Below are 26,437 nucleotides of genomic sequence, written 5' to 3'. Positions count from 1 at the left end.
GAGGGAGCTTGCTCCCGCTGGAGGGCGAAGCCCTCCCCTACAGGGGTAACGCTCAGCTCAGTCCGGTTTGGCATATTCCGGATAATCGACATACCCCGCCTCAGTCCCGCCATACAGCCCTTCAGCCTTCAACGCATTCAACGGCCAGCTATTGAAAATCCGCTGCGGCAGGTCCGGGTTGGCAATGAACGGCCGCCCGAACGCAATCAGGTCCGCCAGCCCTGCCTGTACCAGTTGCGCGCCGCGTTCATCGGTGTAGCGACCGGCGTAGATGATGCGCCCGCTGAAGGTGCTGCGCACGGCCTGGCGGAAGCTGTGCGGCAGGACGGGGGCGTTATCCCAGTCGGCTTCGGCGATGGAGACATAGGCGATACCCGACTGCTCCAGCACTTTGATCGCTTCGATGTAGGTGTGGTGCGGGTCTTCTTCCACCAGGCCGATGTACACGCGATCTTGGTCGGTGCCGCTGAACAAAGGCGAAAAGCGCACGCCCACACGTTCCGGACCCACTACGCGGCAGACGGCTTCGACGATCTCGCGCAGAAAGCGCAGACGGTTGTCCAGTGAGCCGCCGTATTCATCCTCACGCTGGTTCGAATGGGCCGAGATGAACTGGTTGACCAGGTAGCCGTTGGCCGCATGAATCTCCACCCCGTCAAAGCCTGCGTCCAGTGCATTGCGCGCCGCCTGTGCGTAGTGACCGACCAGTTCCTCGATCTCCAGCACCGTCAGGGCGCGGGGTACCGGGGGCTGTTTCAGCTCGCCGACACCCGGCGCGGTTTCGATAAATGCCTTCGCTTGCACGGCCTGGATCGCCGACGGTGCGACCGGCGCGGCGCCGTCGGGTTGCAAGGCGTTATGGGATACGCGGCCCACATGCCACAACTGGGCAAAAATCACCCCGCTCTCGGCATGCACCGCCTCGGTGACTTTGCGCCAGCCGTCGATCTGCGCCGGCGTGTAGATCCCCGGCGTCCACGCGTAACCCTGGCCACGCGGCTCGATCTGGGTGCCCTCGCTGACCATGAAACCGGCGCTGGCGCGTTGACGGTAGTAGCGGGCCATCAAGTCGGTGGCGATATCGCCGGGTTGGGCACTGCGCTGGCGCGTCAGGGGCGGCAACACGATGCGGTTGTTCAAGGTGTGATGTCCCAGTTTTACTGGGGTGTTCAATGGATGAGCCATGGGATATTCCAAATTCAGGACGAACGAAAACACTGGCGACTCTCGCGAGCCGCCAACGCATCAATCGGTTATTTAAATTAAGCGGTGAGTTTGAGCAGCGCCTTGGCCACTTCGCTGGAGCTGCCGGGGTTCTGCCCCGTCACCAGCAAGCCATCGACGATCACGAAAGACTGCCAGTCAGCGCCCTTCTCATAGTTGCCACCCAGCTTCTTGAATTCATCTTCAATCAGGAAGGGCACCACCTCGGTCAATTCCACTGCTGCCTCTTCGGAGTTGGAGAACCCGGTGACGCGACGGCCTTTGATCAAGGGTTCGCCGTTGACCGCCTTGACGTGACGCAAGGCACCCGGTGCATGGCAGACCAACCCGACAGGCTTGCCGGCACGCTCGAACGACTCGATCAGCGCGATGGACACCGGCGACTCGGCCAGGTCCCACAGCGGGCCGTGGCCACCTGGGTAGAACACGGTGTCGAAGTCATCGGCGTTGACCGAGTCCAGTTTCACCGTGGTGGCCAAGGCCTGTTGCGCGGCCGGGTCGGCGGCGAAGCGTCGGGTTTGGTCGGTCTGGAAGTCCGGCAGGTCGCTGACCGGGTCCAGCGGCGGCTGGCCACCGGCGGGCGATGCCAGCACTACGTCAGCACCGGCGTCCTTGAACGCGTAATAGGGAGCGGCAAACTCTTCGAGCCAGAAGCCGGTCTTGCGGCCGGTATCGCCAAGCTGGTCGTGAGAGGTCAGTACCATTAATACTTTCATTTTCCAGTGCCTCGATCGTTGTGATTAACAGGGTTTTCGGGGTGGCCCAACAACTGTCGGGTCAGCCCCAGCGCCTCATCGAACGGCGCGGTGGTACGGGTGATCTTGCCCATGACGCTGGTCCCCAACCACAACGCATACAGGCGTCGGGCCAGGCTTTCGGGGGGTTGCCCGATCATCAGCGAGCCGTCTTGCACACCGTGCTGCAACGCCAGGGCGAGCAGCTCGATGGTGCGTGAAGTGCCGCGCTGCAATGCCAGGCGCATCGGCTCTGACAAGTCAGACACTTCGGCGCCGAGTTTGACGGCCAGGCATTTTCCGGCGTCGGTGCAGCCGGTGTGGTTGTCGATCCAGGCCTGCCAGTAGCGCATCAGCTTGGCGTACGCAGACAGGTCCGCCTGGCTGAACAACTGCTGCATGCCGAGCACGTAGTTGTCGAAATACGTATCGAGCAACACCACCCCGAAGGCGTCCTTGGAGCTGAAGTAGTGATAGAACGAACCCTTGGGCACGTCGGCGGCTTGAAGTATTTCGTTCAATCCCACCGCGGAAAATCCCTTGCTGCCCACAATCGCTTGCGCACTTTCAAGAATGGTCTGCCGTGCACTTCTGGTTTCGCTGTTCATGCTTCGCCCCTGCCGATTAGACCAGTCGTCTAGTTCGTTGGAGGAATGTTAGGGCCGCAGGCGCAGGCTCACAATGTCATATGCGCAAGGATTCCGGCCATTGGCCAAAGGCAGTTGCCGTTTACCTGGCACGCGCCGACAATCGCCTCTCCCGCGCCCCTTGGAGAATGCCGATGCACAGCGTTGCGTTGATGGTTTACCCGAATTTCCAGTCCTTGAGCCTCAGCCTGGGCTCGGTGTTCGAGTGCGCCAACCTGCTGCGGGGCGAGCCGGCCTATGAGTTTCACCTGGTGTCGGAAAGCGGCGGCGCGGTCATGACGTCCCAGGGTTTTTCGGTGAACACCGCGCCGATTCGACCGCAGGGTTACGACACGCTGATCGTCAGCGGCTACCTGGAGTTTCGCCTGCCGGAAGCCAATCTATTGGAGATGGTCAAGGCCGCCTCGGCGCAATCGCGCCGCGTGGCCTCGCTGTGCATGGGTATTTTCGTGCTGGCCGAAGCCGGGCTGCTGGAAGGTAAGCGCACCACCACCCACTGGATCCACGCGCCGGCGTTTCGCAAGCGCTACCCGGATATCCGCCTGGAAGAAGACAAGCTATTCGTGGTGGATGGCCAGGTGTGGACCGGCGCCGGCATGAGCGCCGGGGTCGACCTGGCGCTGGCCATGGTCGAGAACGACCTGGGCAGCGACCTGGCCCGGCGCATTGCGCGCAAGCTGGTGATCGCACAACGGCGCGGCAGTGAACAGTCGCAACTGTCGGCCCTGCTGGAACTGGACCCCAAGTCCGACCGCGTCCAACTGGCCCTGGCCTACGCCCGCGAAAACCTCACCCACGACCTGTCGGTGGACGCCCTGGCCGACGTCGCCCGTCTCAGCCCGCGCCAGTTCAGCCGGGTATTTCGCGAAGAAACCGGGCAAACGCCGGCCAAGGCCATTGAGGCGCTGCGCGTGGAGGCGGCGCGGGCGATGATGGAAACCAGTCGCCACCCGGTCGAAGTGGTGGCCCGCGAGACCGGCTTTGGAGATCGCGAGCGCATGCGCCAGGCGTTCCTGCGAGCCTTCGGGCAACCGCCGCAAGCGATGCAGCAGGTGTTGTTCAGCCCCGCCCAGGCCCATGGCCGCTCAATGCAGTGAAGCGTGGGTCACCAGGTAGCTGATCAAGTGCGGTTCATCCTCGAGTTCGAGGGTTTGCACCGGGCGCGGCAGGTTATCCAGCACCGTGCGCCAGAACGCCTGGGACACTTCGTCCTGGTCATAAAACCGCACCAGCCAATTGGCCTCGCCGCTGCACAGCACTTGGGTGGCGATGGCGCGGCCGATGCCTTTGCGGCGGTAGCGCTTGAGGATGAACAGGTCGGCCAGCTCCAGGGCATCGATGCCGGGCAGTTCGCTGCCTTCGATCAGCAGGAAGCCGGCCACATAGCCGTCGACCAATAACAGGTTGGCGCTCCACTGCGGGTCTTGCCAATAGCGGGCCAGGTGCTCGTCGTGGATGTAGAAACGGCCATCGGCCTCGACATCTTCCTGTTCCCAATCCGAAGACTCATAGGCGTAGTACTGGTAGAGGTTGCGGATCAGCTCGGCGTGTTCAGGGCCGGTCTGGATCAATTCGACAGTGGTTTCAGGCATGGGGCTCTCGGTGAAAAAACGCAGGGCGCCATTGTTCACAAATCGGCTGGCAAGGCCAATACATTGCCCAACCTTTCTATTGGCTGAACCGATTGCAAATAGCTCTGGCCCCCTGGCCGAAATCCAGAAACATTTAGAATAAACTTCGCCGGCTATCCCTTTTTTCAAGGACACGTATTTTGACTAACGTCTGCTCCGCCGGCCTGGATGTGGGGTTTGCCTCCCTGGATTACCTGCAGATTTTTATCCTGGGGGTGATCCAGGGCATTACCGAATTGCTGCCGGTGTCGTCCACCGCGCACATGCGCGTGGTGCCGGCCCTGCTTGGCTGGCAAGACCCTGGCTCGGCGTTTTCCGCAGCGATGCAGTTGGCGGCGCTGGCGGCGGTGGTGAGCTACTTCTGGCGCGATGTGCAGCAAGTGACCACGGGCAGCATCAGTGCCGTGCGCCGGGGCGACTACAACGACCGCTGGTTCAAGCTGGCGGTGGCGATTGTGCTGGCGACCGTGCCGATCTGCATCGCCGGCCTGGCGTTGTCGTCAACCTTGAATACCTGCAACTCGCCGCTGCGCGGGCTGATGGTGATCGGTATCGCCTGTGTGGTGATGGCGATATTACTGGCTGCAGCCGAACTGCGCGCCCGTCACACCCGCGAGGTGAGCGAAATGCGTTTGCGTGATGCGTTGATCGTGGGCATCGCGCAGATCGGCGCGTTGATTCCCGGGGTCTCGCGCTCGGGCTCGACCTTGACCGCCGCGCTGTTCCTGAATTTCAAACGCGAAGAAGCGGCACGCTTTTCGTTCCTGCTGGGCCTGCCCGCCATCGCCCTCGCCGGCCTGAAAGAACTGTGGGTGCTGCTGCATGCCGACCTGCCCGCCCACGCCTGGCCGCACTTGATCTTCGGCCTGGTGGTGGCAAGCATTTCGGCGTTTTTCGCGATCTGGGGCCTGATGAAGTTTCTGGAACGCTTCTCCACCTGGCCGTTCGTGATCTACCGCGCGCTGCTCGGGGCGTTTTTGATTGGGGCGGTCAGCACCGGGCTGCTGAGTTGATCGTCCAGGCACTGCTTCCATAGGTTGCGAACCAGGGTTTTCATGGTGAGTGCCTCGGCCCAGCGATCACTGAGTTCCCGGCCGTCCGCGCCGGTGATCGCATAGGGCGGCGGGCCGAGTTCGCAGGTGAAGGACAGGCTTTGGGGGGTGTTCGGGCGGGCCAACCAGTCCTCGATCCCGTAGCGCCACCAGCCGAGAAAGCGTTCTACCCAGGCTCGATGCTGGGGGAAATCCAGCGCCACCTGCACCTGTTCACTGCTGGCTACGCGCCCATGAAAGCCCCAGCTATGGCGCAGAATCGTGCGTATCTGTTCATCGTCGTCGGCGGCGCCGGGTTCGGGCAATTCGCGACCGACCACGTAGTGGGACAGGTCCGCCAGCAGTTTCAGGTCAGGCATGTGCGCCAGCAGGTCGAGGGTGAACAGCAGGTCACTGGTCAGGCGATAACGGTGGGTTTCCAGCAGGATCGGAAAATCCACCTGCTCGGCCAGGCGTTGCCAGCCTTCGATCAACCGGCCCGCCTCGGCTTGGGTACGCGGGCGCACGTCGGCTTGCAGGGTGAGGTGATGACAGCCGTAGCGGCTGATCACCTCCAGTGCCCGCGCCAGGTCATCCACCGATTGCGGGAACAGCTGGCCTTCGATCTGCAAACCCCGTGCGGCGGCGGCCGCGTGCAAGCGTGCGACCTCGGCGGCCTTCCAGTAGTGATCGGTGACGCCATCGAAGCCGGCGGCGACGATGCGATCCAGCTGCGCCTCGAGCGGGCCGGGTTCGGTGTGCATCGCCCACAGCGATTGGAATACCAGAAATTCGCGCATGTCAGCCCCGCAACCAGTGTTTGAGAGAGATCGCCGGATCAGCCAGGCCCACCGACGGCAAGGGCACATGGGCGATGATCAGGCGTTCGCACAGCTTGATGTCCTTGGCCACGCTGTTGCCCGGCGCCCAGCCGCAGGCGCCTTGCAGATACCCATCGGTATCGAGGTAGCACAACAGCAAACCGCCGTGGGGCAAGGCGCGGCTGACCACCTTCGGCGTCATCACACCGACTGTCTGCAAGCCCCAGTCATAGTGGTCGGACCAGAAACCCGGCACGGCGTCGAATGGCAATGCCCGGCCCAGCAGGTTCAATGCGGCATGCCGCCCCTGGGCCTCGGCATTGCGCCAGGTTTCCTGACGCTGATAGAGGCCGCCCAGACGGAACTCGCAGACGTCTCCCGCTGCGTAGATATTCGCCGCGCTGGTGCGCAAGTGCGCGTCAACGCGAATGCCCTGCCCGACGTCCAGCCCGGCCGCTGCGGCCAGTTCGATATTGGGTTGCATGCCGATACCGACCACCACCAAGTCACATGGCAGCGTCTGCCCGTCCACCAGGTGTACGGCGTCGGCCTGAATGGATTCCACAGTGACGTTCAAGCGCACGTCCACACCCTGCTCGCGGTGCAGATCCAACAGTGCCGCACTGATGACCGCTGGCAATACCCTGCCCGCCAGGCGCGGCCCGGCTTCGAGCACCGTCACCGCGCAGCCCAGGCCGCGCGCGGTCGCCGCCACTTCCAGGCCGATAAACCCACCACCGACGATCACCAGCCGGGTGCCGGGGCGCAACTGGGCGCGCAGGGCCAGCGCTTCATCGTGGGTGCGCAGGTAAAGCACATTGGCCTGGGCTTGAGGCAGACGCCGCGCACGGCCGCCAGTGGCGAGTAGCACGCCGGCATAGTCCAGCCAACCGCCATCAGCCAGTTGCAGCTGCTGGTGCTGCGGTACCAGGCGGCTGACCGCATTGCCGGCGATATGCTCGATATCCAGCTCGGCCAGCCGTGCACTGTCGCACAGGCTGCACCCGGCCAAGTCCTGGCTGCCTTGCAACAGGGCCTTGGACAGCGGCGGTCGTTCGTAGGGCGCGTGCGGTTCGTCGCCGATCAGGATCAGCCGACCGTCGTAACCCTCCTCGCGCAGGGTCAACGCCGCACGGCCACCGGCATGGCCGGCGCCGACGATAATCAGGGGCGCGCTCATCATCACGCCGTGACAGCGAGCAACACTCGCCCCGCTTCGACCCGTACCGGGTAGGTCTTCAGGTTGACACAGACCGGCGCGCCCAGGGCCTTGCCAGAGCGGTAATCGAAACGCCCGTTGTGCTTGGGGCATTCGATCACATGGTCCATAACCAGGCCGTCGGCCAGGTGGATTTTTTCGTGGGTGCACAGGCCGGCGGTGGCGAAAAACTCATTGTCGGCGGAGCGGAACACCGCATAGGTGTGTGCCCCGTGGTCGAAGCGCAACACGTCTTCTTCGTCTATTTCGCCCACGGCGCAGACGTCGATCCATTGATCGTTCATGATTTTTCTCCAGGTGAATAACGTTCCTGGTGGCGAGCGAGCGTGCTCGCGCTGGGCTGCGAAGCGGCCCCAGGATCGCGATTGAGGGTTATCTGAAAGACCGCGTCAGGTTTATTGGGGCTGCTGCGCAGCCCAGCGCGAGCAAGCTCGCTCGCCACTATGGGTGGGGCGCTGGACGAAATAGGTCGGGTCGCTGCGCTGCTTCCACAGGGTTGGCAGGATTTCCTTGTAGGCCTCGAACAGATTGGCGTACGGCGGCGGGCAGTCGCTGCGGATTTCTTCGTGCAGCAGTTCGAGGGCGTGGTACGGCACCATCGGGTACATGTGGTGCTCGAGGTGGTAGTTCATGTCCATGTAGATAAAGCGCAGCACGCGGTTCATGTAGATGGTGCGGCAGTTGCTGCGGTGGTCGAGCACATCTTCGGCCAGGCCCACGTGCTGGGTGAGGCCGAACAGGTAGCCGAGCCAGGCGCCATAGAGACTCGGCAGCCCCACCAGCATCAGCGGCAACCAGCTGTGCAGGTACAAGGCGGTGCCGATGATCAACGCGTAAATGCCCACCCAGATGCGCGCGGCGCGAAACACTTTGGGCCATTCGGATTCGGGGATGAAGTCCTGCTCCTGGGCGCTCATGCGGCCGATGGCATGGCGGGCCACACCACTGAAGGTCTTCCAGGCCAGGGGCAGATTGAACAGGCTCAGAAACATCATCCAGAAGCTTGGCGGACGCGGCTCGACGATCTCCGGGTCACGGCCGACGACGATGGTGTCGGTGTGATGCCGGGCATGGCTCCAGCGCCACACATGGGGTTCGAACAGGCACATGAAGCACGCCAGCGGGTACAGCGCGTCATTCATCCAGCGGGTCTTGAATGCCGTGCCATGCCCGGTTTCGTGCCAGCGCGGGTTGGAGGCGGTGCCGTAGAGCACGCCATAGGCGAGGAAGAACGGCACACAGGCCCAGGAGCCCCAGAACCAGTAGCCGCCAAAGCCTGTGACGAACAACGCGGTGAACCAGATGGCCGTGTCGACCAGGGCCGGGCCGTCACGGCGCTGCATCAGTTCCTTCATGCGTTTGCGCGGGATCGGCGATTGGTACCAACGGGCCGAGACCAGGCCTTTTTCGGCGGCGCGGGCGGCTTCGGGCCCGGTCAGGCTGTAATCGCGCCGGGCGCGGTGAGCGGTGTGTTCAGGCATTGTTATTGTTCTCCGCAAGCGTGAGGTTTCAGGGGCTTTGCGAAACCAACCATAGAGCGCGGCCAAATCAGCCTCAAGGGCTTGAATCCATTCCCTATCAAGCTATCATCCAGGCCCAGCGGAGCTTGATAGTTTTCTATCAAGACGCTCAAGGGGCTCGCCATGAATACCCATAAACGCCCGACCATCGCCACAGTTGCCGCCCATGCGGGACTCAGCGTGGCCACCGTCGACCGTGTATTGAACGCTCGCGCACCGGTCAACCCGGACACCGCCGAACAGGTGTTCCAGGCTGCCGAAGCGGTCGGTTATTTCGCCGCGCGGCTGATCGGCCAGCGCATTCGCGAACGGCGCCCGACTTACCGTTTCGGCATTCTCCTGCTGGGCACCGCCCAGGCGTTCTATGCCAACCTGGCCCAGTCGATCAGCACGGCGGCGCAGCAGCACGCCAGCGCCAACCTGACCTGCCAGTTCGACTACATCGTCGACCGCACACCCAGCGCCATCGTCGCGCAGATTGAGCAACTGGCCGTGCAGTGCGACGCGCTGGCGGTGGTCAGCTTCGCCCACCCGTTGATCAATGCGTGCCTGACGCAGATCCGCGAAGCCGGGGTGCCGGTGGTGGCGCTGCTCTCGGACATTCACGAACGCGCGGCCGAACCTTATGTGGGCCAGGATAATCACGTCGTCGGCCGCACCATGGGCTGGCTGTTGGCGCGTACCTGCAGTGCGCGCAAAGGCAGTGTGGGCATCTTGCTGGGGGGCCACCGTTTTCTCGGCCACCAGGCGCGGGTCGAAGGCTTGCACAGTTACCTGGCCGAACACGCACCGGGGCTCAAGCCCTTGGAACCCCTGATCAATCTGGACAACTGCGACATCACCGAAGAAGCCACCCTCGACCTGCTCAGCCGCCACACCGACTTGCGCGGACTGTGCGTGGTGGGCGGTGGCGGTGACGGCGTGATCAACGCCTTGGCGCAACTGCCCAAGCGCCCGGCGTTGTGCTGCATTTTGCAGGAGTCCACCGAACTGTCGCGCCAGGCCCTGGGCCGAGGGTTGATCGATGTGGTGATGGATTCGCAGCCGCGCCAGACGGCGGTGGCGCTGATTGAGTTGCTGGTGCGGTTGCAGACTGATGAGGCGTTCGACCCCAAGCAGCATCGTGTGCATATTGCGCCGCAAATCGTGACCTCGGAGAATGTCGGCAACTGAGCCGCAACAACGGTTTGCCGGACGTTTCAGGGCCTGCGGAAATCAGCCGCATTCAGGCCATATCGGCTCATCTTGTTGTACAGCCCACCCCGCGACACGTTCAGCTGCTGTGCGGCCAGGCGAATATTGCCAGCGGTGTTTTTCAGCGCGGCGACGATGGCATGCATTTCGTGGCTGCTCAGGTCTTGCGTAGGCGGCGCAGCATGTAGGCTGGCCGGGGCGCGCGGTCTGGCCTCCAAAGGTAAATCGCCAGGCTCGATCCACTCGCCCATCGCCAGGTTGGTCGCCCGCTCAATCGCGTTTTCCAGCTCGCGCACGTTGCCCGGCCAGCCATGGGCTGACAGCAACGCCAGCGCATCCGGCGAGAATCCTTGCAGCGATTTGCGCAATGAGCGCGCGCAACGCTGCAGGAAATGCCGCGCCAGCAAGGGAATATCGTCACGCCGCATCCGCAGGGGCGGCACGGTGATATTCAGCACGTTGAGGCGGTAGTAAAGGTCTTCGCGAAACGCCCCCTCGGCCACCGCCTGGCTGAGATTGCGGTGGGTCGCCGCAATGATGCGCACATCCACTGGCCGTGAGGTCTTCGCGCCCACGCGGGTCACCTCGCCTTCCTGCAACACGCGCAACAGGCTGACTTGCGCGTCGAAGGCCATGTCGCCGATTTCATCGAGGAAAATAGTCCCGCCATCGGCCAGTTCAAACTTGCCCGCCGAACCGCCGCGTGCCGAGCCGGTGAAGGCGCCTTCGGTATGGCCGAACAACTCGCTTTGCACCAGGTCCCGTGGGATCGCGCCGCAGTTGACTGCGACGAAGGGGCCATTGCAACGCTCGCTGGCGTTATGAATCGCCTGGGCAAATAACTCTTTGCCGGTGCCGCTTTCGCCGAGGATCAAGGTGGTGGAATCACTGCGACTGGCAATGCGCCCCAGGTGCAGCGCGTCCTGGATCGCGCGCGAGGTGCCCTGGATGGTTTCAAAGGTGTAGCGGGCCTGGGTGCCGACAATGCGCCGGGTGATTTCGCGGATGCGGCGGTTTTCACGCACCGATAGGATCACCCCACCCTGCTCCAGCGGGCACACCGAGACCAGGCAGGCGAGCTGGCTGCGGTCGTGCAAGTGAAAGGTGCAGTCCAGGTCGCGCAGGTTTTCGCCGCCGCGCAGGAGCATGGCGTCGCTCAGCTCGCTGCGAGCGAGGCGATTGAAGGGGCTGCCGAGCAGCTCCAGGCCCACATTGAACAGTTGCCGTGCATAGCGATTGATCGCCTTGATGCACCCGCGTTCGTCCAGCACCACCAAGCCTTCGTTAAGCACTTCAAGCACGGTTTGCTGCTCTTGCAGCAACGCCTGCAGCGCCATCTGCCGCGACACGGCCTCGGCGGCCGCCTGGACGGTGCCCAGGGTATGGAAGTGAAACCAGCCGGGCTCGGCCGTCAGCGTCAGCATGGCCAGGGTCTGGCCCTGGGCATTCTTGATCGGTGCGGCGGCGCAATGCATGCGGCGTTGACGCAGGCCGACGGCGAAGTTTTCTTCGGCCAGCACATACACCAGATGATCTTCGGCCAGCGCCAGGCCGGTGCAGTTGGTGCCCTGCACCGATTCGAGCAGGCGACTGCCCACGGGAGTGATGTCCAGCCCGCAGAAATACAAAGTGGTGCCGTCAGCGTCGGTGAGGTTGATATGCCCGCGCGGGTTGTACGCCAGCAAACCATGCATAACTTGCGCGGCGGCGGCGATCAGTACGCGGTGGCTGGCCAGGGTGGCCGCCAATGTGTCGGCGGCGACGAAACGGTAGGCATTGTCTGCCGGATCGATGCCGGCCTCGATGCTGCGCCGCCAGGAATCCCAGATCGTCTGACGCACCTCGGGCGGGCGCTGGCGCTGGCCGCCCAGGCAGGCCTGCCACGCTTGCTCCAAGGCTGCGAACGGGCCGTCATTCAGCGCGGCAGGGCCCAACGCCGTCAGGTAATCGAGGTCTTGCGCACTGATCGCCATGCTCATAAGGGGGGTCCATGTTCATGTTTTCGACATGTCAGCATAGACATGTCTTTTAAATGAACACTATTTTTCTGATGTTTATTTATAACCGTTAAATATCAGTCACTTGGATTTTGGCACAGCCCTTGCTCTTACCCCTTTGCCCGCCAGGATCGTCCTGAGGCCAACAATAAAAAGGGTTCATACATGAATACAAAAAACATCCGCCTGGGCTTGATCGGCGCCGGCCGCATGGGCAGCTTCCACGGCCTGACCGCCGCCCGGCACATTCCCGGCGCTTGCCTCGCCGCCATCGCCGACCCTACCCCAGGGCAAGCCGCACGTCTGGCGGCAGAGCTGGGTGTAGCCAAGGTTTACACCGACCCGCAGCAACTGCTCGACGACCCGGATATCGACGGCGTACTCATCGCCGCCCCCGCCCGCAGCCATGCCGAACTGGTGATCAGCGCCGCCCGTGCCGGCAAGGGCATCTTCTGCGAGAAGCCCATGGCGATCACCCTCGATGAAGCCGACCGCGCCATCGCCGCTGCGGCCGATGCCCGAGTGCCACTGCAAGTCGGCTTCAACCGGCGCTTCGCCAAGAGCTTTCGCGCCGCCCACCTCGACGTCGCCGCAGGCCGAATCGGCACCCCGCAGTTGCTGCGCTCCCTGACCCGCGACCCGGCGCTGAACAACCCTGGCGCCTCACCGCAATGGGTGATTTTCCTGGAAACCCTGATCCACGACTTCGACACCCTGCGCTACCTCAACCCCGGCGCCGAAGCGGTGCAAGTGCAGGTGATGGCCGACGCCCTGATCGCCCCGGACTACAAAAGCCAGGGTTTGCTCGACACCGCCGTAGTCACGATCCGCTTCGATAACGGCGCGATTGCCACCGCCGAAGCCAGCTTCCAGGCGGTGTATGGCTATGACGTGCGCGGTGAGGTGTTCGGCAGTGCCGGCATGCTGACCATGGGCGGCGTGCAGGCCTGCGACCTGGTGCGCTACCAGGCCCAAGGCATCCAGGCCGACACCCAGCGCCTGGACACCGACCTGTTGCGCGATGCCTACATTGCCGAGCTCAACCACTTCGTCGACTGCCTGCAAAGCGGCGCCAAGCCCCTGGCCAGCGGGGAAGATGCCCGCGCCGCCCTGGCGATTGCCCGCGCCTGTATCCAATCCTACGAGCAAGGCACGGCGGTGAGCCTATGAGCCCGTTCAAGCTGGCGGTGAGTGCCGAGATGGTGTTTCTGGACCTGCCCTTCGTCGAGCGGGTCAAGCGGATTCATGCCCTGGGTTTCAGCGCCGAAATCTGGAACTGGACAGACAAGGACATCAACGCCCTGGCCGCGACGGGCGCGGACTTCACCTCGATGACCGGCTACATCAGCGGCACGCTCACCGACCCCGACGGTATCCGCCACTTGCTCGACAGCGCCCGCGAATCCCTAAGCGTTGCCGAGCGCCTCAAGTGCCCCAGCCTTAACCTGCACGGCACCGGCCTGGGTGACGGCGGCCTGCCGGTGCAACCCGTCAGCCGGACCACCGGGCGCATGTGGCTGAGCGCCTGCAAGACGCTGGAGAAAATCGCTCGCCTGGGGCAAGACGCCGGCCGCGTGTTCCTGCTGGAAAACCTCAACACCGAGGTCGACCACCCCGGCACGCCATTCGCCCGCGCCGACGACACCCTGGCGCTGATCGAGGCCGTGGGCAGCCCGCACTTGAAAATGAACCTGGACCTTTACCACGCGCAGATCGGCGAAGGAAACCTGATCGAATTGATCCAGCGCGCGGGCAGCGCCATCGGTGAAATCCAGGTGGCGGACGTGCCCGGGCGCCAGGAGCCCGGCACCGGCGAAATCCACTACCCGGCGATTGCCAGGGCGCTGCAGGCCATCGGCTACAGCGGCGTGGTCGGCCTGGAAGCCTGGGCCAGCGGCGACAGCGAAGCCGCCCTGGAGCGTTTTCGCCAGGCATTCACCCTATAACAACAAGAGGAACACCTCATGCATCGCTATTCATTGATCGTTGCCACCCTGTTGCTGCTGTTCAGCCAATGGACCTTCGCCGCGTATCGCATCGGCGTGAGCATCGCGCGGGTCGACGATAACTTCATGACCTACGTACGCACCGGCCTTGAAACGGCCGCCAAACAACAGGACGTGCAGATCCAGTTCGAGGACGCCCAGGGCGACGTGGTGCGTCAGCTCAACCAGGTCGAAGGGTTCCTCAACCAGAACGTCGACGCGGTCATCGTGCTGCCGGTGGACACCGCCGCCACCGCCAATATGACCCGCGCCGCCGTGGCCGCCAACAAGCCGTTGGTGTACGTCAACCGCCATCCCGACCAACGCACGCTGCCCAAGGGGGTCGTGACCGTGGCGTCCAACGACATCGAAGCCGGGCAATTGCAAATGCGCTACCTCGCGGAAAAACTCGGCGGCAAGGGCAACGTGGCGATCATCATGGGCGACCTGGCGCAAAACGCTACCCATGACCGCACTGAAGGCGCCAAGCAGGTGCTCAAGGACTTTCCCGGGATCAAGGTTGTCGAGCAGCAAAGTGCCGAATGGCAACGCAGCAAGGCCATGGACCTGACCAGCAACTGGCTGCTGGCGGGCACGCAGTTCGATGCGATTGTGGCCAACAACGATGAAATGGCGATTGGCGCGGCCATGGCTTTGCAGCAGGCCGGCAAAGCCAAGGGCGAAGTGGCGATTGTCGGCATCGATGGCCTGCCCGATGGCCTGGCAGCGATCAGGCGCGGCCTGCTCACCGCCTCAGTGTTCCAGGACCCCAAAGCCCAGGCGACGCAAGCGGTACAAGCGGCGGTGCGGATGATCAAGGGCGAGCCAATTGAGTCGGAGGTGTGGGTGCCGTTCGAACTCATAAAACCCGAACAGGTAGCGGTGTTCGAACAGCGCTACAAATAATTGAAGCCAAGAAGATCCAAATGTGGGAGGGGGCTTGCCCCCTCCCACACTTTCAGTCCAAGTCGCTCGCACTATGGCGTTCGGCCAACTGATCATCGCCGGACACCCGATTCACCCGCCGCCCGCGCTGCACCGCCGGCCGTGCATCAATCGCATCCGCCCAGCGCATGACGTGCTTGTATTCATGCACCGAGAGAAACTCCGCCGCCCCATACAACCGCCCTTTGACCAACCCGCCGTACCAGGGCCAGATGGCGATGTCGGCGATGGTGTAGGCGTCCCCGGCAATGTACTCGCTCACCGCCAGGCGCTTGTCCAGCACATCCAGCTGGCGCTTGGCCTCCATGGCGAAGCGATTGATCGGGTATTCCATCTTGCTCGGCGCATACGCGTAGAAATGCCCGAAGCCGCCGCCCAGATACGGTGCACTGCCCATCTGCCAGAACAGCCACGACAGGCATTCGGCACGGGCGGCAGGTTCTGTGGGCAAAAACGCGCCGAATTTCTCGGCCAGGTACTGCAGGATTGCGCCCGACTCGAACACGCGAATCGGCGCAGCGCCGCTGTGATCCATCAACGCCGGGATCTTCGAGTTCGGGTTTACCGCCACGAAACCGCTGCCGAACTGGTCGCCGTCGCCGATCTTGATCAGCCAGGCGTCGTATTCGGCACCGGTGTGTCCGAGCGCCAGCAGCTCTTCGAGCAGGATCGTGACCTTCTGCCCATTGGGCGTGGCCAGGGAATACAGCTGCAACGGGTGCTTGCCGACCGGCAGCGCTTTTTCATGGGTGGCGCCGGCGACGGGCCGGTTGATGCTGGCGAAGGTGCCGCCGCTTTCGGTGTCCCAGGTCCAGACCTTGGGGGGTACGTAGTCAGCCATGCTCGGTGCTCCTAGGGGCGCTTGCGATCAACAAAGGGTTTTAGACTAAACCAAAGATGCGTGGCGCGTCACACTGGCGTCCCCGTCTTGCCCAGGCACCTGCACACGCAGGGCGATGAGCAAGGCCGCGAGCAACATCAACACACCCGCGCCGATAAACACCCCACCAATGCCGCTGAAGCTGAACATCAACCCGCCACCGGCAGCGCCCGCCGCGATGGCCGACTGCACCGACGCGACCACCATGCCTCCGGCACTTTCCGCCTGGTCCGGCACCGCACGCGCGACCCAGTTCGACCACGCCACGGGCACGCCGCCAAATGCCATGCCCCATAGCGCCAGGAGCATCGCCTGGCCCGGCAGTGACGCAGGCAACCAGACCAGCGCCAGTGCCGCGATTGCCACCAACACCGGCATTAACACCAGTGTTGTGCGTGGGCGGCGCACCAGCAGCCAACCGGCGAACAGCGTGCCGGCGAAATTCGCCACGCCGAACCCCAGCAGCATCAGCGCCAACCCTTCGGTGTCGACCCCGGTGGTGCTTTCCAGGAACGGCCGGATGTAGGTGAACAGCGCAAAATGCGCGGTGTGCACCAGTACGCAGCCGAACATGCCGATGGCGATGCCGGGGCGCTGCAGTACGTCCACCACGGTGCGCAGGCGCGCGGTGCCATGGGGTGCCATGCGCGGCAGCGTGAATGCCTGGAACGCCAGGGTCAGCAGGCCGACGGCGGCCGCCGCAATAAACGCACTGCGCCAGCCGTACAGGCCACCCAAATAGCTGCCCAGCGGCACGGCGACCACGGTGCCCAGCGCGATCCCGCTGAAAATGATCGACAGCGCACGAGGCAAGGACGCCGCCGGCACCAGGCGCATCGCCACTGCAGCCGCCATGCTCCAGAAACCGCCGAGGGCGATGCCCAGCAGGATGCGCATCAACAACAGCACCGTCAGGCTGGAGGACAACGCCACCAGCAGGTTGGAGGCGATCATCAGCGTGGAAAACCCCAGCAGCACGACGCGCCGGTCGATACCACGGGTCAGCCCCGGCACCAGCAGACCGGCAAACAGCGCTACCACCGCCGTCACCGTGACGGCTTGCCCGGCCAGCGCCTCTGTAACGCCCAGGTCCAGGGCCATCGGTGTCAACAGGCTGGCCGGCAAGTACTCCGCCGTGAGCAGGCCGAATACCCCCATCGCCAGGGAAAATACCGCCAGCCAGGCCGGCTCTGTCACAACGCCCGCAGGCGTATGGGCTGCACAATCAGTCATCGCAGGTCTTCCTCAAGTCATTAGCGAGGCGCTCAGTCTAGGTAGGCCGACCAGGATGATCTATGATACAAAGCCTTGAGTTTTTAACCGAAACCCCGAGTATGACTTGAGTGGACGCATTCACCGCTTCTTCAGAGCTGATCAACGAGTTGCTGCGCGGCATGCGCCTGCGGGGTGTGCAGTACCGGCGCATCCAGGCCGGGCCCACCTTCGGCATGGGCTTTGGCGCCAGGCCGGGCCACGCCTATTTCCACTTTCTCGCGGCCGGCCGCGCCACGCTGCGCACCGAGGACGACAGCCTTTTCGCGCTGTCGGCCGGCAATGCGGTGTTCATCTCCCACGGCGGCGCGCACGCGCTGTTATCCGCACCGGATGCCGTCGTGCAGGACATCGACCATTTCGACAGCGCACCGTTGGGGGATACCGTGTGCGCCGTGAATGCATCACCCGATACCGTCCCCAGCCTGGTGTTGTTCAGTGCGTGCATGGAATTTGAGCTCGGCAGCCTCCAGGGGCTCGGCAACCTGATGCCGGCCCTGATGCTGATCGATGCCGGCGGCCAGCGTTACCCGGGGCTGATGCCGATCCTGGCGGTAATGGAACGCGAAATGTCCACGGCGCGTGTAGGCTTTGCCGGCATTCTTGCGCGCCTCGCCGATGTGGTGGCGGCGATGATCGTACGCGGCTGGGTCGAATGCGCCTGTGGCAACGCCTCGGGCCTGGTGGCCGCATTGCGCGACCCGCGCCTGGCCAGCGCCCTGCTCGCCTTGCACCAGCAGCCGGGCCACGACTGGAGCGTGGCGGAACTGGCCGCCCAGTGTCATACCTCGCGCTCGGTGTTCGCTGACCGCTTCCAGGCCGTCCTCGGCATACCGCCGCTGCGCTACGCCACGGAACTGCGCATGCGCCTGGCCAGCCAATGGCTGACCCTGGAACGCATGCCCATCGAAACCGTGGCGCAACGCCTGGGCTACACCTCCCAGGCGGCGTTCAGCCGTGCCTTCAAGCGCATCACCGGGCAGCCGCCGGGGGCTGCCAGGCGTTCGGCATGAAGGCCTGACCCCATCGAATAAACACCACTGTTCAAAATGTGGGAGGGGGCTTGCTCCCGATAGCGGTGGGTCAGCTTTAAATAGGTTGACTGATACACCGCCATCGGGGGCAAGCCCCCTCCCACAGTTGGACAGTGGCGCCTGGCCTAGACCCAACCACCATCCACGATAAAGTTCTGCGCCGAACACATCGCCGAGGCATCGGAAGCCAAGAACAGCGCCATATTGGCGATATGCTCGGGCATCACGCTGCCCGGCAGGCACTGGCTGCGGGCGATCAGCTCGCGGGCCGCGTCGTCCACCCACATGGCCAGTTGTTTTTCCGTCATCACCCAGCCCGGCACCAGGGTATTGACGCGGATGTGATGGGGGCCTAACTCCCGCGCCAGGCCACGGGTCATGCCGTGGGCGGCGGCCTTGCTGGCGGCGTACACCGGGTAGCCGGCGGAGGCCATCATCCAGCCGACCGAGCCCAGGTTGATGATCGAGCCGCCACCGGCCTGTTTCATCATTGGTACCACGGCCTTGGCGGCAAAGAAGGCGTGCTTGAGGTTGACCGCAATCAGCCGGTCGAACATTTCCGAGTCGATTTCTTCCAGGGTATGGCGTACATCGTTCGCCGCGTTGTTGACCAGCACCGTGATCGGGCCGAGGGAATGTTCGAAACGCCCGATCGCCGCGCGATAGCCGATCTCGTCGGTGATATCGCAGCATTCGAACTCAACGCTATGCCCGTTGGAGTTCAACAGCGCGGCCAGGCGTTCGCCCTGGCTTTGGGCGCGGTCCACGAACGCCACCTTGGCGCCCTGGGCGGCGAACGCCCGCACCATGAACTCGCCAATCCCGGAAGCCCCGCCGGAGATCAATACGGTCTTGCCCTTGAGGTCGGGATACAGGGCCTGCTGAGTACTCATAACGTGATGCCTCGATCAATTAGTCTTATTTTATTTTACGAAATCGGCGTTAAAGGCTATAAATTCGCTGTCTCAATCATGAAATATCGCACATTAGTAGAACTATTCAATCCAAAAACAACAAAAGGAAGTTCGACCATGAAGCACCCTCGATACCTGCTGTCCGGCCTGGCAATGTCCATGTTGATCGCCAGCGGCGGCGCCCAGGCCGCAGGCCTGACCAGCGAACACAAACCCTTCGGCAAAACCAATGACGGCACCGCCGTCGAACAATACGTGTTGCGCAACAGCCATGGCATGCAAGCCACGGTGATTACCTACGGCGGTGTGCTGCAATCGCTGAAGGTGCCGGACAAACACGGCAAGGTCGACGATGTGGTGCTGGGCTTTGACGACGTACAAGGCTATCAAGGCGGTACCGCGTTTTTCGGCGCGACCATCGGTCGCTTCGGCAATCGCCTGGCCGGCGGTGCCTTCGAACTCGACGGCAAACGCTACCAAGTGCCGCTCAACGACGGCCCCAACTCGCTGCATGGCGGCGCCCAGGGCTTCGACAAGCAGGTGTGGCAAGCCAAGCCGGTCAAGGACAAGGATTCGGTCGGGGTCACCCTCACCTACCTGTCCAAGGACGGTGAAATGGGTTTCCCCGGCAACCTGAAAACCGAAGTCACTTATCGTCTCAACGACAAGAACGAACTGCACATCGACTACAAGGCCACCACCGACAAGCCGACCGTGCTCAACCTCACCAACCACAGCTACTTCAACCTGGCTGGCGCGGGTAACGGCGATATTCTCAAGCAGGTCGCCACCTTGCATGCCAGCCACTACACACCGGTGAATGCCACCCTGATTCCCACCGGCGAACTGGCGCCGGTCAAGGGCACGCCGATGGATTTCCTCAAGCCTACCGCCATCGGCCAGCACATCAAGGAGGATCATCCGCAGCTCAAGTTCGCCGAACCGAAACAGGGTGGGTTCGACTTCAACTGGGCGCTGGACACCAAGGGCGATGTGAAGCAACTGGCGGCCGAGGTGCATGATCCTGAGTCGGGGCGGCGTTTGCAGCTCTACACCAGCGAACCGGGCGTGCAGTTCTACACCAGTAACTTCCTGGATGGTTCGGTGAAGGGCAAGGCTGGCAAGACCTATCAGCACTGGAGTGGGTTTACCCTGGAGACCCAGCATTTTCCGGATGCGCCTAACCAGCCCAAGTTTGCCTCGACCCGTTTGAACCCTGGGCAGACCTACACCCAGAACACCGTGTTCAAATTCTCCGCTAACTAAAACCCTACATTGATCGTTCCCACGCTCCGCGTGGGAATGCCACCTGGGACGCTCCGCGTCCCGATTCAGAAGTGGACGCAGAGCGTCCCGGGGTGCATTCCCACGCAGAGCGAGGGAACGATCAGGTTCAGCGTTGTTTCATGCGGTCGATGACGACGGCCAACAGCAGGATCGAGCCGCGAATCACGTACTGGTAGAAGGTATCGATGTTCTTCAGGTTCATCGCATTTTCGATAATCGCCAGGATCAATACCCCGGCGATCACATGGCGGATCATGCCGATACCGCCACTCAACGACACACCGCCCAGCACACAGGCGGAAATCACCGTCAGCTCGAAGCCCTGGCCGATCATTGGTTGGCCTGAGGTCATGCGTGAGGCCAGGATCACCCCGGCCAGTGCGCCGATCAAGCCGTGCACGGCGAAGATCAGGATCTTGGTGCGATCCACATTGACCCCCGCCAGCAACGCCGCTTCCGGGTTGCCGCCGATGGCCATGGTGTTGCGCCCGTAGGTGGTGTAGTTGAGCAACCAGCCGAAGAACAGGAAGCACACGATGGTGATCAGGATCGGCACCGGCACGCCGAACAACTGGCCATTGCCGAACACGAAGAACTGATCCTGGGACACGCCCACCGCTTTGCCGTCGGCGAAGATATAGGCCAGGCCGCGCACGATCTGCATAGTCGCCAGTGTGGTGATCAGTGCGTTGACCCGCAGCTTGGCGATCACGATACCGTTGATCAACCCCACCATCAGGCCCATCAGCAGCGCCGCGCCGATGCCGAGCATCACGCTGTCGGTGTCGCGCATCACAATCGCCGCCACCACGCCGGCGCAGGCGATCACCGAGCCCACCGACAGGTCGAAATGCCCGGAGGCCAGGCAGAACAGCATGGTGCACGCCGCAATGCCTACCGTGGAAATCGCCAGGCCCAGCCCGCGCATGTTCAGCGGCGAGAGGAAGTTATCGATCAGCAAGGCACACAGGACAAAGATGCCCACCGCCGCCAGCAGCATCGCCCAGTTGTCGAGCAAGGCGCGCAGGTCGAGGGGTTTGCGTGCCGAGGGCAGCGCGTTGTTTTGAGTGGTCATGGTCGTCTCTCAGTTCGCCAGGCCGCGCGGCAAGGCCAGCTGCAGCAGGTTGGATTCAGTCGCGTGTGCGCGCAGTTGTTCACCGCGCAGGGCGCCTTCGCACAGCACCAGGATGCGGTCGGAAATGCCCATTACTTCCATCAGGTCGCTGGACACCACGATCACCGCAATGCCCTGCGCCGCGAGGTTATGGATGATCTGGTAGATCTCGGCCTTGGCGCCGATATCGATGCCACGGGTCGGTTCGTCCAGCAGCAGCACCTTCATCGGCATCGACAGCCAGCGGCCGAGGATGGCTTTCTGTTGGTTGCCACCGGACAGGTACATGATCTTCTGCGCCGCGTTCGGGGTCTTGACCCTCATCGCCTTGATCTGGTGCTCGGCGTTGCCCTTCTCCCAGCCATCGCGCAACAGCCAGCCGAACGCAGAATGCGCGCCACGAGCACTGATGTTGATGTTTTCGGCGACGCTGGACAGCGGAATGATGCCTTCCTTCTTGCGGTCTTCCGGGCACAGCAGCACCCCGGCGGCGATGGCATCGCGCGGTGAGCGCAATTGCAGCGGCTCACCGCACAACTCCAGGCTGCCGGCACTGGCACGCTCCAGGCCGCTGAGCAGTCGGAACAGTTCCGTGCGCCCTGCCCCCACCAGCCCGAACAGGCCGAGGATTTCGCCTTTGCGCACCTCAAAACCGATCGGTTCGCGCAAGCCGGGGCCGAGCAGGCCGTTGACCTTCAGGGCAACTTCGCCGTGCTCGCGCGGGCGATAGTCGTAGATGTCCTGGATATCGCGGCCGACCATGCAGGTCACCAACTGGTCGTGGTTCAGCGCGCTCATGTCATCGAAGGTGCGCACGAAGCGGCCGTCCTTGAACACCGTCACCGCGTTGCAGATACGGAACACCTCCTCCATGCGGTGGGACACGTACAACACCACTTTGCCCTCATCGCGCAGGCGCGTGATGATCGCCATCAAGCGATCGATCTCCCGCGCCGAGAGGCTGCTGGTCGGTTCATCGAAGGCGATCACATGGGCGCCACGGGACAGCGCCTTGGCGATTTCCACCAGTTGGCGCTGGCCCAGGGACAGGCGCCCGAGCTTTTCCTGGGGGTCGATTTCATCGGCCAGGCCCTTGAGACACGCCAGCGCCTGCTGACGCAGCAGGCTGCGGTTGACCACACCAAAACGCGACGGCAAATGCCCGAGGAACAAATTCTCCGCCACAGTCATTTCCGGCACCAGGTGCAATTCCTGGTGGATCACCGCGACGCCGCTGGCAATGCTGTCGGCGGCGCATTTGAAGGCCATGACCTGCTCGCCGATCTGCACCGTGCCGGTGCTGGGAATATAGGCGCCGCCGAGGATCTTCAGCAGCGTCGACTTACCCGCACCGTTCTCGCCCATCAGCGCGTGCACTTGCCCTGGGTGGGCGGTGAAGCTGATGCCGTCGAGCGCCTTGACCCCAGGGAAGGTTTTGCCGATACCGTCAAAACGCAGGGCCGCAGCGGTCATTTCCACAGCCCGATCTTGGTCAGTTCCGCCTGGAAGTTCTCGCGAGTGATCAGGGTCACTTCGTCCATGGCGGTGTACTTCGGCGGTTCAGTGCCTTTGGTGACCCACTCGTACATCATCAGCGCGGTGTTGTAGCCCTCGATATGCGGGCTGGGCAGCATCGAGCCGAAGAAGCCGCTGTTGGCTTTCTTCAATTCGCCGATGGCGTCGGTGCCATTGATGCCGATGCCGATCACATTAGCCGCCGCGAAGCCGGCGCTTTCGGTAGCACGTACGCCGCCCAGCACGGTGTTGTCGTTCATGCCGCCGATGATCAGGTTTTTCGCGCCACTGGGCAGCTTGACCAGCGCCGAGTTGGTGGCGTCCATGCTGCCTGGGACGTCGAGGGTCTTCAGCGCGGCGGTCAGGATATGGTCCTTGGGAATGCCGGCTTCTTCCAGGGATTTGATCGAGCCGTCGGTGCGTTTCTTGCCGGTGTCGAGTTCGTTGAAAGTGTTGATCACCGCATAGGTGTCCTTCCAGTCCCAACCGCGTTTTTTCGCTTCAGCGGCCATCGCGGCGCCCTGCTTCTGGCCCACTTCGAAGGCAGCCATGCCCAGGTACGGCACGTCCTCCATGAAGTTGCCCTTGGCATCGACGAAACGGTCATCCACCGCGATCACTTTCAGGCCGTTGGCCTTGGCCTTGGCGACAATCGCCGGGCCCAGGGACACATCCGGCGGGCAGATCACGAAACCCTTGGCGCCGTTGGCGGCCAGGCTGTCGATGGCCGAAAGGGTTTTTTCACCGTCGGGCACGGCGATCTTGATCACAGTAAAACCGTGCTCCTTGCCGGCTTTTTCGGCGAAGGCCCATTCGGTCTGGAACCAAGGCTCTTCGGCCTGCTTGACCAGAAAGCCGATCTTCACTTCTTCAGCAGCCAGCAGCAGGCCGCTCAAGCTCATGGCCGAGACCGCCACAGCGGCGCAGCACAGGGAACGCAAACCACGACGACGATTCATACGGGTGACTCCTTGTTGTTGTTTTTGAATATTCGTTTTTCGGTTTATCCGGCGAAGCGGTGACAGGGCTTGCCTGGCACCTCCAATTGCAGGCTCAGTACCGCACCGTCCAATGGGTGATCCAAGGGGCTGGCGGCGCTGGTGATATACAGGGTGGTCAGATCAGGCCCACCAAACACGCAACTGGTGGGGCGGCTGACGGGCAGTTCGACGATGCGGTCCACCTGCCCTTCAGGCGTCAGGCGCAGCAGGCAACTGCCGTCCCAGCGCGCATTCCAGATGTGGCCCTCACTGTCCATGGCCGAGCCGTCCGGCCCGCCGCGTTCGTGGGCAGCGAACCAGGTCCGGGCGGCGTCGAGTTGGCCGTCGGGTTGGATGGCATGCCGGTACAGCGTGCCATCCAGGCTGTCGCCGAAATGCACATGGCCGCCGTCGTCGCTCCATAGCAGTGTGTTGGGAATGCCCAGCCCGCTCAGCAGCGGCGTAACCGTCGCATCGGCGTCGATACGAAACAGCCCGCCGGAGCGTCGCGTGATGGGCAGGTCTTCGCCGTGGGCGCCGATGTTGTTCTGCATGGTGCCCAGCCACAGTCGGCCCTGGGCATCGCAGCGGGCTTCGTTGCCGCGGTTACCCGGTTGCGGGTCGGCCACGCACAACAAAGTCAGGGCTTCGGTATTCAAGTCCAGGCGGTACACACCGCTGCTCAGGGTCACCAGCGCATCCCCGCTCTCGCAGGGGATGAACGCCGAGACATGTTCGGGTAATTGCCAGACTCGCAACTGCCCGCCCATCAGGCGCAGGGCCTGGCGGGCGGCGATATCCACCCAATACAGGGCCTGGGACGGAGCATCCCAGAACGGCCCTTCGCCCAACCGGGCACGGTGCGGGGTGACTGCGCTCAACGACATGAAGCCTCCGGGTGACTTACAAGGATTCTCGAGATGGCGCGCCATCCACCAGCCGCTGGATCCGCAACGGGTTGGCGTTTTTCAGCGCGTCGGGCAGCAGGCTATCAGGGTAGTTCTGGAAGCACACCGGGCGCAGGAACCGATCGATGGCCAAGGTGCCGACCGAGGTGCCACGGGCATCGGAAGTGGCCGGGTACGGCCCGCCGTGCACCATCGAATCGCAGACTTCCACACCGGTGGGGTAACCGTTGAGCAAAATGCGCCCGACTTTCTGCTCCAGCAGCGGCGTCAGCTCGGCGAACTGTTGCAGGTCGGCCGGTTCGCCAATGATGGTGGCGGTCAACTGCCCGTGCAGGCCCTGCAAGGCGGCGCTGAGCTGGGCCTGGTCGGCGACTTCGACGAACACCGTGGTCGGGCCGAACACTTCTTCCTGCAGCACTTCATCGCCGTCGATCAACAGGCGCACATCGGCCTTGAACAACTGCGGCTGGGCCTGGTTGCCCGATTGTGCGTTGCCCGCCAGGTGCTCGATACCGGGGTGAGACAGGAGCTTTTCCAGGCCCTTGCCGTAGCTGCCCAAGGTGCCCGCGTTAAGCATGGTTTGCGCTGGTTGCTCGCCGATCAGCTTCGCGACCTGTTGCGTGAACGCGGTGAACGCTGGGGACGCAATGCCGATCACCAGGCCCGGGTTGGTGCAGAACTGGCCGCAGCCTTGCACCACCGAGGCGGTCAGGTCGCGGGCGACGCTGTCGGCGCGGGCTTGAAGCGCCTGCGGCAGCACGATGACCGGGTTGATGCTCGACATCTCGGCAAACACCGGGATCGGCTGCGGGCGCGCCGCCGCCATATCGCACAGGGCACGGCCGCCCTTGAGCGAGCCGGTAAAGCCGACGGCCTGGATCGCCGGGTGCTTGACCAGCGCTTCGCCAACGCCGCCGCCGAAGATCATGTTGAACACGCCCGCCGGCATTTCGGTGGCTTGGGCGGCGCGAATGATCGCATCGGCCACCTGCTCGGCCGTCGCCATATGCCCGCTGTGGGCCTTGAATACCACCGGGCAACCGGCTGCCAGCGCAGCGGCGGTATCACCGCCGGCGGTGGAAAATGCCAGGGGGAAGTTACTGGCGCCGAACACCGCGACCGGGCCCAGGCCGATGCGGTATTGGCGCAGGTCCGGACGCGGCAATGGCTGGCGATCCGGCAGCGCTTTGTCGATGCGCGCGCCGTAAAAATCACCGCGACGCAACACCGTGGCGAACAGGCGCATCTGGCCGCTGGTACGCCCACGTTCGCCTTTGATGCGCGCCGCCGGCAAGGCGGTTTCGCGGCAGACCAATTCGACGAAATCATCGCCCAATGCGTCCAGCTCGTCGGCAATCGCATCAAGAAATTGCGCACGGCGCGACGCGCTCAAGGCGCGGTAAGCCGGGTACGCGGCGGCGGCCGCTTTGGCGGCGGCATCCACCTCCTGCGGGGTGGCCTGGTAGAACGCCTGGGGCAAGGCTTCGCCGGTGGTGGCGTCGACGCTCTGCAACTGGGTGCTGCCGTTGGCACTGCGCTGGCCGCCGATGTAGTTGTGACCGAGGAACTGGGGCATGGGGCTCTC

25 protein-coding genes are annotated in these 26,437 nt (G+C 63.3%); 8 read left to right on the top strand and 17 right to left on the bottom strand.

Going from position 1 to position 26,437, the window contains the following annotated elements:
• Nucleotides 1-57: 57 nt before the first annotated feature.
• The 3 genes from C4J86_RS11295 to C4J86_RS11285 all read right to left on the bottom strand — a co-directional run bounded on the left by C4J86_RS11295 (nt 58) and on the right by C4J86_RS11285 (nt 2,566).
• Nucleotides 58-1,185, bottom strand: coding sequence for an alkene reductase (locus C4J86_RS11295; protein WP_124370434.1), 1,128 nt, complete (start codon nt 1,183-1,185; stop codon nt 58-60).
• Between the two features lie 77 nt (nt 1,186-1,262).
• On the bottom strand, nt 1,263-1,940 hold the full coding sequence (locus C4J86_RS11290) for a type 1 glutamine amidotransferase domain-containing protein (RefSeq protein ID WP_124370433.1): 678 nt from the start codon (nt 1,938-1,940) through the stop codon (nt 1,263-1,265).
• Nucleotides 1,937-2,566: a TetR/AcrR family transcriptional regulator gene (locus C4J86_RS11285; protein ID WP_124370432.1), complete on the bottom strand. Its 630-nt coding sequence runs from the start codon at nt 2,564-2,566 to the stop codon at nt 1,937-1,939. Before C4J86_RS11285 ends, C4J86_RS11290 begins: the two co-directional genes overlap by 4 nt.
• A gap of 173 nt (nt 2,567-2,739) precedes the next feature.
• Between C4J86_RS11285 and C4J86_RS11280 the strand changes: the two genes are divergently transcribed.
• On the top strand, nt 2,740-3,702 hold the full coding sequence (locus C4J86_RS11280; protein WP_124366733.1) for a GlxA family transcriptional regulator: 963 nt from the start codon (nt 2,740-2,742) through the stop codon (nt 3,700-3,702).
• Here the strand turns inward: C4J86_RS11280 and C4J86_RS11275 are convergent.
• Nucleotides 3,691-4,197: a GNAT family N-acetyltransferase gene (locus C4J86_RS11275; RefSeq protein ID WP_124366732.1), complete on the bottom strand. Its 507-nt coding sequence runs from the start codon at nt 4,195-4,197 to the stop codon at nt 3,691-3,693. The two genes, C4J86_RS11280 and C4J86_RS11275, sit on opposite strands and share 12 nt — an antisense overlap.
• 179 nt (nt 4,198-4,376) lie before the next feature.
• Between C4J86_RS11275 and C4J86_RS11270 the strand changes: the two genes are divergently transcribed.
• The gene (locus tag C4J86_RS11270) at nt 4,377-5,249 is read left to right on the top strand and encodes an undecaprenyl-diphosphate phosphatase (RefSeq protein ID WP_124370431.1); all 873 of its coding nucleotides are present in this window, start codon (nt 4,377-4,379) and stop codon (nt 5,247-5,249) included.
• Here C4J86_RS11270 and C4J86_RS11265 read toward each other — a convergent pair.
• The 4 genes from C4J86_RS11265 to C4J86_RS11250 all read right to left on the bottom strand — a co-directional run bounded on the left by C4J86_RS11265 (nt 5,189) and on the right by C4J86_RS11250 (nt 8,788).
• Complete coding sequence (locus C4J86_RS11265; RefSeq protein WP_256681733.1) at nt 5,189-6,067, bottom strand: sugar phosphate isomerase/epimerase; 879 nt, start codon at nt 6,065-6,067, stop codon at nt 5,189-5,191. The two genes, C4J86_RS11270 and C4J86_RS11265, sit on opposite strands and share 61 nt — an antisense overlap.
• Before the next feature lies 1 nt (nt 6,068).
• A complete protein-coding gene (locus C4J86_RS11260) occupies nt 6,069-7,268 on the bottom strand; it encodes an NAD(P)/FAD-dependent oxidoreductase (RefSeq protein WP_124370430.1) in 1,200 nt (399 codons plus the stop codon).
• A gap of 2 nt (nt 7,269-7,270) precedes the next feature.
• Nucleotides 7,271-7,591, bottom strand: coding sequence for a MocE family 2Fe-2S type ferredoxin (locus tag C4J86_RS11255; RefSeq protein ID WP_053128781.1), 321 nt, complete (start codon nt 7,589-7,591; stop codon nt 7,271-7,273).
• Between the two features lie 111 nt (nt 7,592-7,702).
• A complete protein-coding gene (locus C4J86_RS11250) occupies nt 7,703-8,788 on the bottom strand; it encodes a fatty acid desaturase family protein (protein WP_124370429.1) in 1,086 nt (361 codons plus the stop codon).
• A gap of 162 nt (nt 8,789-8,950) precedes the next feature.
• On the opposite strand from C4J86_RS11250, the gene C4J86_RS11245 reads away from it, so the two are divergent.
• On the top strand, nt 8,951-10,000 hold the full coding sequence (locus tag C4J86_RS11245; protein ID WP_124370428.1) for a LacI family DNA-binding transcriptional regulator: 1,050 nt from the start codon (nt 8,951-8,953) through the stop codon (nt 9,998-10,000).
• A 26-nt stretch (nt 10,001-10,026) separates the two neighbouring features.
• Here the strand turns inward: C4J86_RS11245 and C4J86_RS11240 are convergent, their stop codons facing one another.
• Nucleotides 10,027-12,000, bottom strand: coding sequence for a sigma-54-dependent Fis family transcriptional regulator (locus tag C4J86_RS11240; RefSeq protein WP_124370427.1), 1,974 nt, complete (start codon nt 11,998-12,000; stop codon nt 10,027-10,029).
• Between the two features lie 183 nt (nt 12,001-12,183).
• Between C4J86_RS11240 and C4J86_RS11235 the strand changes: the two genes are divergently transcribed.
• The 3 genes from C4J86_RS11235 to C4J86_RS11225 are packed head-to-tail and all read left to right on the top strand — an operon-like array spanning nt 12,184 to nt 14,909.
• Entirely contained in the window at nt 12,184-13,188 is a 1,005-nt protein-coding gene (locus tag C4J86_RS11235; RefSeq protein ID WP_124370426.1) for a Gfo/Idh/MocA family oxidoreductase, read from the top strand.
• Nucleotides 13,185-13,964 carry a TIM barrel protein gene (locus C4J86_RS11230; protein ID WP_124362483.1) on the top strand — a complete coding sequence of 260 codons (780 nt, stop codon included), beginning with the start codon at nt 13,185-13,187 and terminating at the stop codon, nt 13,962-13,964. The genes C4J86_RS11235 and C4J86_RS11230 overlap by 4 nt, the downstream gene beginning before the upstream one ends.
• An 18-nt stretch (nt 13,965-13,982) precedes the next feature.
• Nucleotides 13,983-14,909, top strand: coding sequence for a sugar ABC transporter substrate-binding protein (locus C4J86_RS11225; protein ID WP_124370425.1), 927 nt, complete (start codon nt 13,983-13,985; stop codon nt 14,907-14,909).
• Between the two features lie 52 nt (nt 14,910-14,961).
• On the opposite strand, the gene yghU is transcribed toward C4J86_RS11225, so the two are convergent.
• Nucleotides 14,962-15,789, bottom strand: a complete 828-nt coding sequence (gene yghU / locus C4J86_RS11220) for a glutathione-dependent disulfide-bond oxidoreductase (RefSeq protein WP_124370424.1) — start codon at nt 15,787-15,789, stop codon at nt 14,962-14,964.
• A gap of 45 nt (nt 15,790-15,834) precedes the next feature.
• Nucleotides 15,835-17,061: an MFS transporter gene (locus C4J86_RS11215; protein WP_124370423.1), complete on the bottom strand. Its 1,227-nt coding sequence runs from the start codon at nt 17,059-17,061 to the stop codon at nt 15,835-15,837.
• Nucleotides 17,062-17,171: 110 nt separating this feature from the next.
• Here C4J86_RS11215 and C4J86_RS11210 point away from each other — a divergent pair, with 110 nt between their 5' ends.
• Nucleotides 17,172-18,113, top strand: coding sequence for an AraC family transcriptional regulator (locus C4J86_RS11210; RefSeq protein ID WP_256681405.1), 942 nt, complete (start codon nt 17,172-17,174; stop codon nt 18,111-18,113).
• Between the two features lie 146 nt (nt 18,114-18,259).
• Here C4J86_RS11210 and C4J86_RS11205 read toward each other — a convergent pair whose 3' ends face one another.
• A complete protein-coding gene (locus tag C4J86_RS11205) occupies nt 18,260-19,027 on the bottom strand; it encodes an SDR family NAD(P)-dependent oxidoreductase (RefSeq protein ID WP_124362478.1) in 768 nt (255 codons plus the stop codon).
• Nucleotides 19,028-19,165: 138 nt separating this feature from the next.
• Here C4J86_RS11205 and C4J86_RS11200 point away from each other — a divergent pair, with 138 nt between their 5' ends.
• Nucleotides 19,166-20,314, top strand: a complete 1,149-nt coding sequence (locus C4J86_RS11200) for an aldose epimerase family protein (RefSeq protein WP_124370422.1) — start codon at nt 19,166-19,168, stop codon at nt 20,312-20,314.
• 127 nt (nt 20,315-20,441) lie between these two features.
• On the opposite strand, the gene araH is transcribed toward C4J86_RS11200, so the two are convergent.
• From araH to C4J86_RS11175, 5 genes are read right to left on the bottom strand one after another with little or no spacing between them, the layout of a single operon-like run.
• The gene (gene araH / locus C4J86_RS11195; RefSeq protein WP_124370421.1) at nt 20,442-21,410 is read right to left on the bottom strand and encodes an L-arabinose ABC transporter permease AraH; all 969 of its coding nucleotides are present in this window, start codon (nt 21,408-21,410) and stop codon (nt 20,442-20,444) included.
• A gap of 9 nt (nt 21,411-21,419) precedes the next feature.
• Complete coding sequence (gene araG, locus C4J86_RS11190) at nt 21,420-22,922, bottom strand: L-arabinose ABC transporter ATP-binding protein AraG (RefSeq protein ID WP_124370420.1); 1,503 nt, start codon at nt 22,920-22,922, stop codon at nt 21,420-21,422.
• On the bottom strand, nt 22,919-23,923 hold the full coding sequence (locus tag C4J86_RS11185; RefSeq protein ID WP_124366720.1) for a substrate-binding domain-containing protein: 1,005 nt from the start codon (nt 23,921-23,923) through the stop codon (nt 22,919-22,921). The genes araG and C4J86_RS11185 overlap by 4 nt, the downstream gene beginning before the upstream one ends.
• 44 nt (nt 23,924-23,967) lie before the next feature.
• Nucleotides 23,968-24,831, bottom strand: a complete 864-nt coding sequence (locus C4J86_RS11180; protein ID WP_124370419.1) for an SMP-30/gluconolactonase/LRE family protein — start codon at nt 24,829-24,831, stop codon at nt 23,968-23,970.
• Between the two features lie 16 nt (nt 24,832-24,847).
• Entirely contained in the window at nt 24,848-26,428 is a 1,581-nt protein-coding gene (locus C4J86_RS11175) for an aldehyde dehydrogenase (NADP(+)) (RefSeq protein ID WP_124370418.1), read from the bottom strand.
• Nucleotides 26,429-26,437: the final 9 nt, after the last annotated feature.

Source organism: Pseudomonas sp. R2-7-07, from assembly GCF_003852355.1.
In the GTDB taxonomy this organism is placed as follows: domain Bacteria; phylum Pseudomonadota; class Gammaproteobacteria; order Pseudomonadales; family Pseudomonadaceae; genus Aquipseudomonas.
Note: the sequence above shows the minus strand (reverse complement) of the source record. Positions and strands in the feature narration are given on the sequence as shown.

Coding starts and splice junctions, on each gene's coding strand:
- C4J86_RS11295 (WP_124370434.1), bottom strand. CDS start 1,185: ATGGCTCATCCATTGAACACCCCAGTAAAACTGGGACATCACACCTTG.
- C4J86_RS11290 (WP_124370433.1), bottom strand. CDS start 1,940: ATGAAAGTATTAATGGTACTGACCTCTCACGACCAGCTTGGCGATACC.
- C4J86_RS11285 (WP_124370432.1), bottom strand. CDS start 2,566: ATGAACAGCGAAACCAGAAGTGCACGGCAGACCATTCTTGAAAGTGCG.
- C4J86_RS11280 (WP_124366733.1), top strand. CDS start 2,740: ATGCACAGCGTTGCGTTGATGGTTTACCCGAATTTCCAGTCCTTGAGC.
- C4J86_RS11275 (WP_124366732.1), bottom strand. CDS start 4,197: ATGCCTGAAACCACTGTCGAATTGATCCAGACCGGCCCTGAACACGCC.
- C4J86_RS11265 (WP_256681733.1), bottom strand. CDS start 6,067: ATGCGCGAATTTCTGGTATTCCAATCGCTGTGGGCGATGCACACCGAA.
- C4J86_RS11260 (WP_124370430.1), bottom strand. CDS start 7,268: ATGAGCGCGCCCCTGATTATCGTCGGCGCCGGCCATGCCGGTGGCCGT.
- C4J86_RS11255 (WP_053128781.1), bottom strand. CDS start 7,591: ATGAACGATCAATGGATCGACGTCTGCGCCGTGGGCGAAATAGACGAA.
- C4J86_RS11250 (WP_124370429.1), bottom strand. CDS start 8,788: ATGCCTGAACACACCGCTCACCGCGCCCGGCGCGATTACAGCCTGACC.
- C4J86_RS11245 (WP_124370428.1), top strand. CDS start 8,951: ATGAATACCCATAAACGCCCGACCATCGCCACAGTTGCCGCCCATGCG.
- C4J86_RS11240 (WP_124370427.1), bottom strand. CDS start 12,000: ATGAGCATGGCGATCAGTGCGCAAGACCTCGATTACCTGACGGCGTTG.
- C4J86_RS11235 (WP_124370426.1), top strand. CDS start 12,184: ATGAATACAAAAAACATCCGCCTGGGCTTGATCGGCGCCGGCCGCATG.
- C4J86_RS11230 (WP_124362483.1), top strand. CDS start 13,185: ATGAGCCCGTTCAAGCTGGCGGTGAGTGCCGAGATGGTGTTTCTGGAC.
- C4J86_RS11225 (WP_124370425.1), top strand. CDS start 13,983: ATGCATCGCTATTCATTGATCGTTGCCACCCTGTTGCTGCTGTTCAGC.
- yghU (WP_124370424.1), bottom strand. CDS start 15,789: ATGGCTGACTACGTACCCCCCAAGGTCTGGACCTGGGACACCGAAAGC.
- C4J86_RS11215 (WP_124370423.1), bottom strand. CDS start 17,061: ATGACTGATTGTGCAGCCCATACGCCTGCGGGCGTTGTGACAGAGCCG.
- C4J86_RS11205 (WP_124362478.1), bottom strand. CDS start 19,027: ATGAGTACTCAGCAGGCCCTGTATCCCGACCTCAAGGGCAAGACCGTA.
- C4J86_RS11200 (WP_124370422.1), top strand. CDS start 19,166: ATGAAGCACCCTCGATACCTGCTGTCCGGCCTGGCAATGTCCATGTTG.
- araH (WP_124370421.1), bottom strand. CDS start 21,410: ATGACCACTCAAAACAACGCGCTGCCCTCGGCACGCAAACCCCTCGAC.
- araG (WP_124370420.1), bottom strand. CDS start 22,922: ATGACCGCTGCGGCCCTGCGTTTTGACGGTATCGGCAAAACCTTCCCT.
- C4J86_RS11185 (WP_124366720.1), bottom strand. CDS start 23,923: ATGAATCGTCGTCGTGGTTTGCGTTCCCTGTGCTGCGCCGCTGTGGCG.
- C4J86_RS11180 (WP_124370419.1), bottom strand. CDS start 24,831: ATGTCGTTGAGCGCAGTCACCCCGCACCGTGCCCGGTTGGGCGAAGGG.
- C4J86_RS11175 (WP_124370418.1), bottom strand. CDS start 26,428: ATGCCCCAGTTCCTCGGTCACAACTACATCGGCGGCCAGCGCAGTGCC.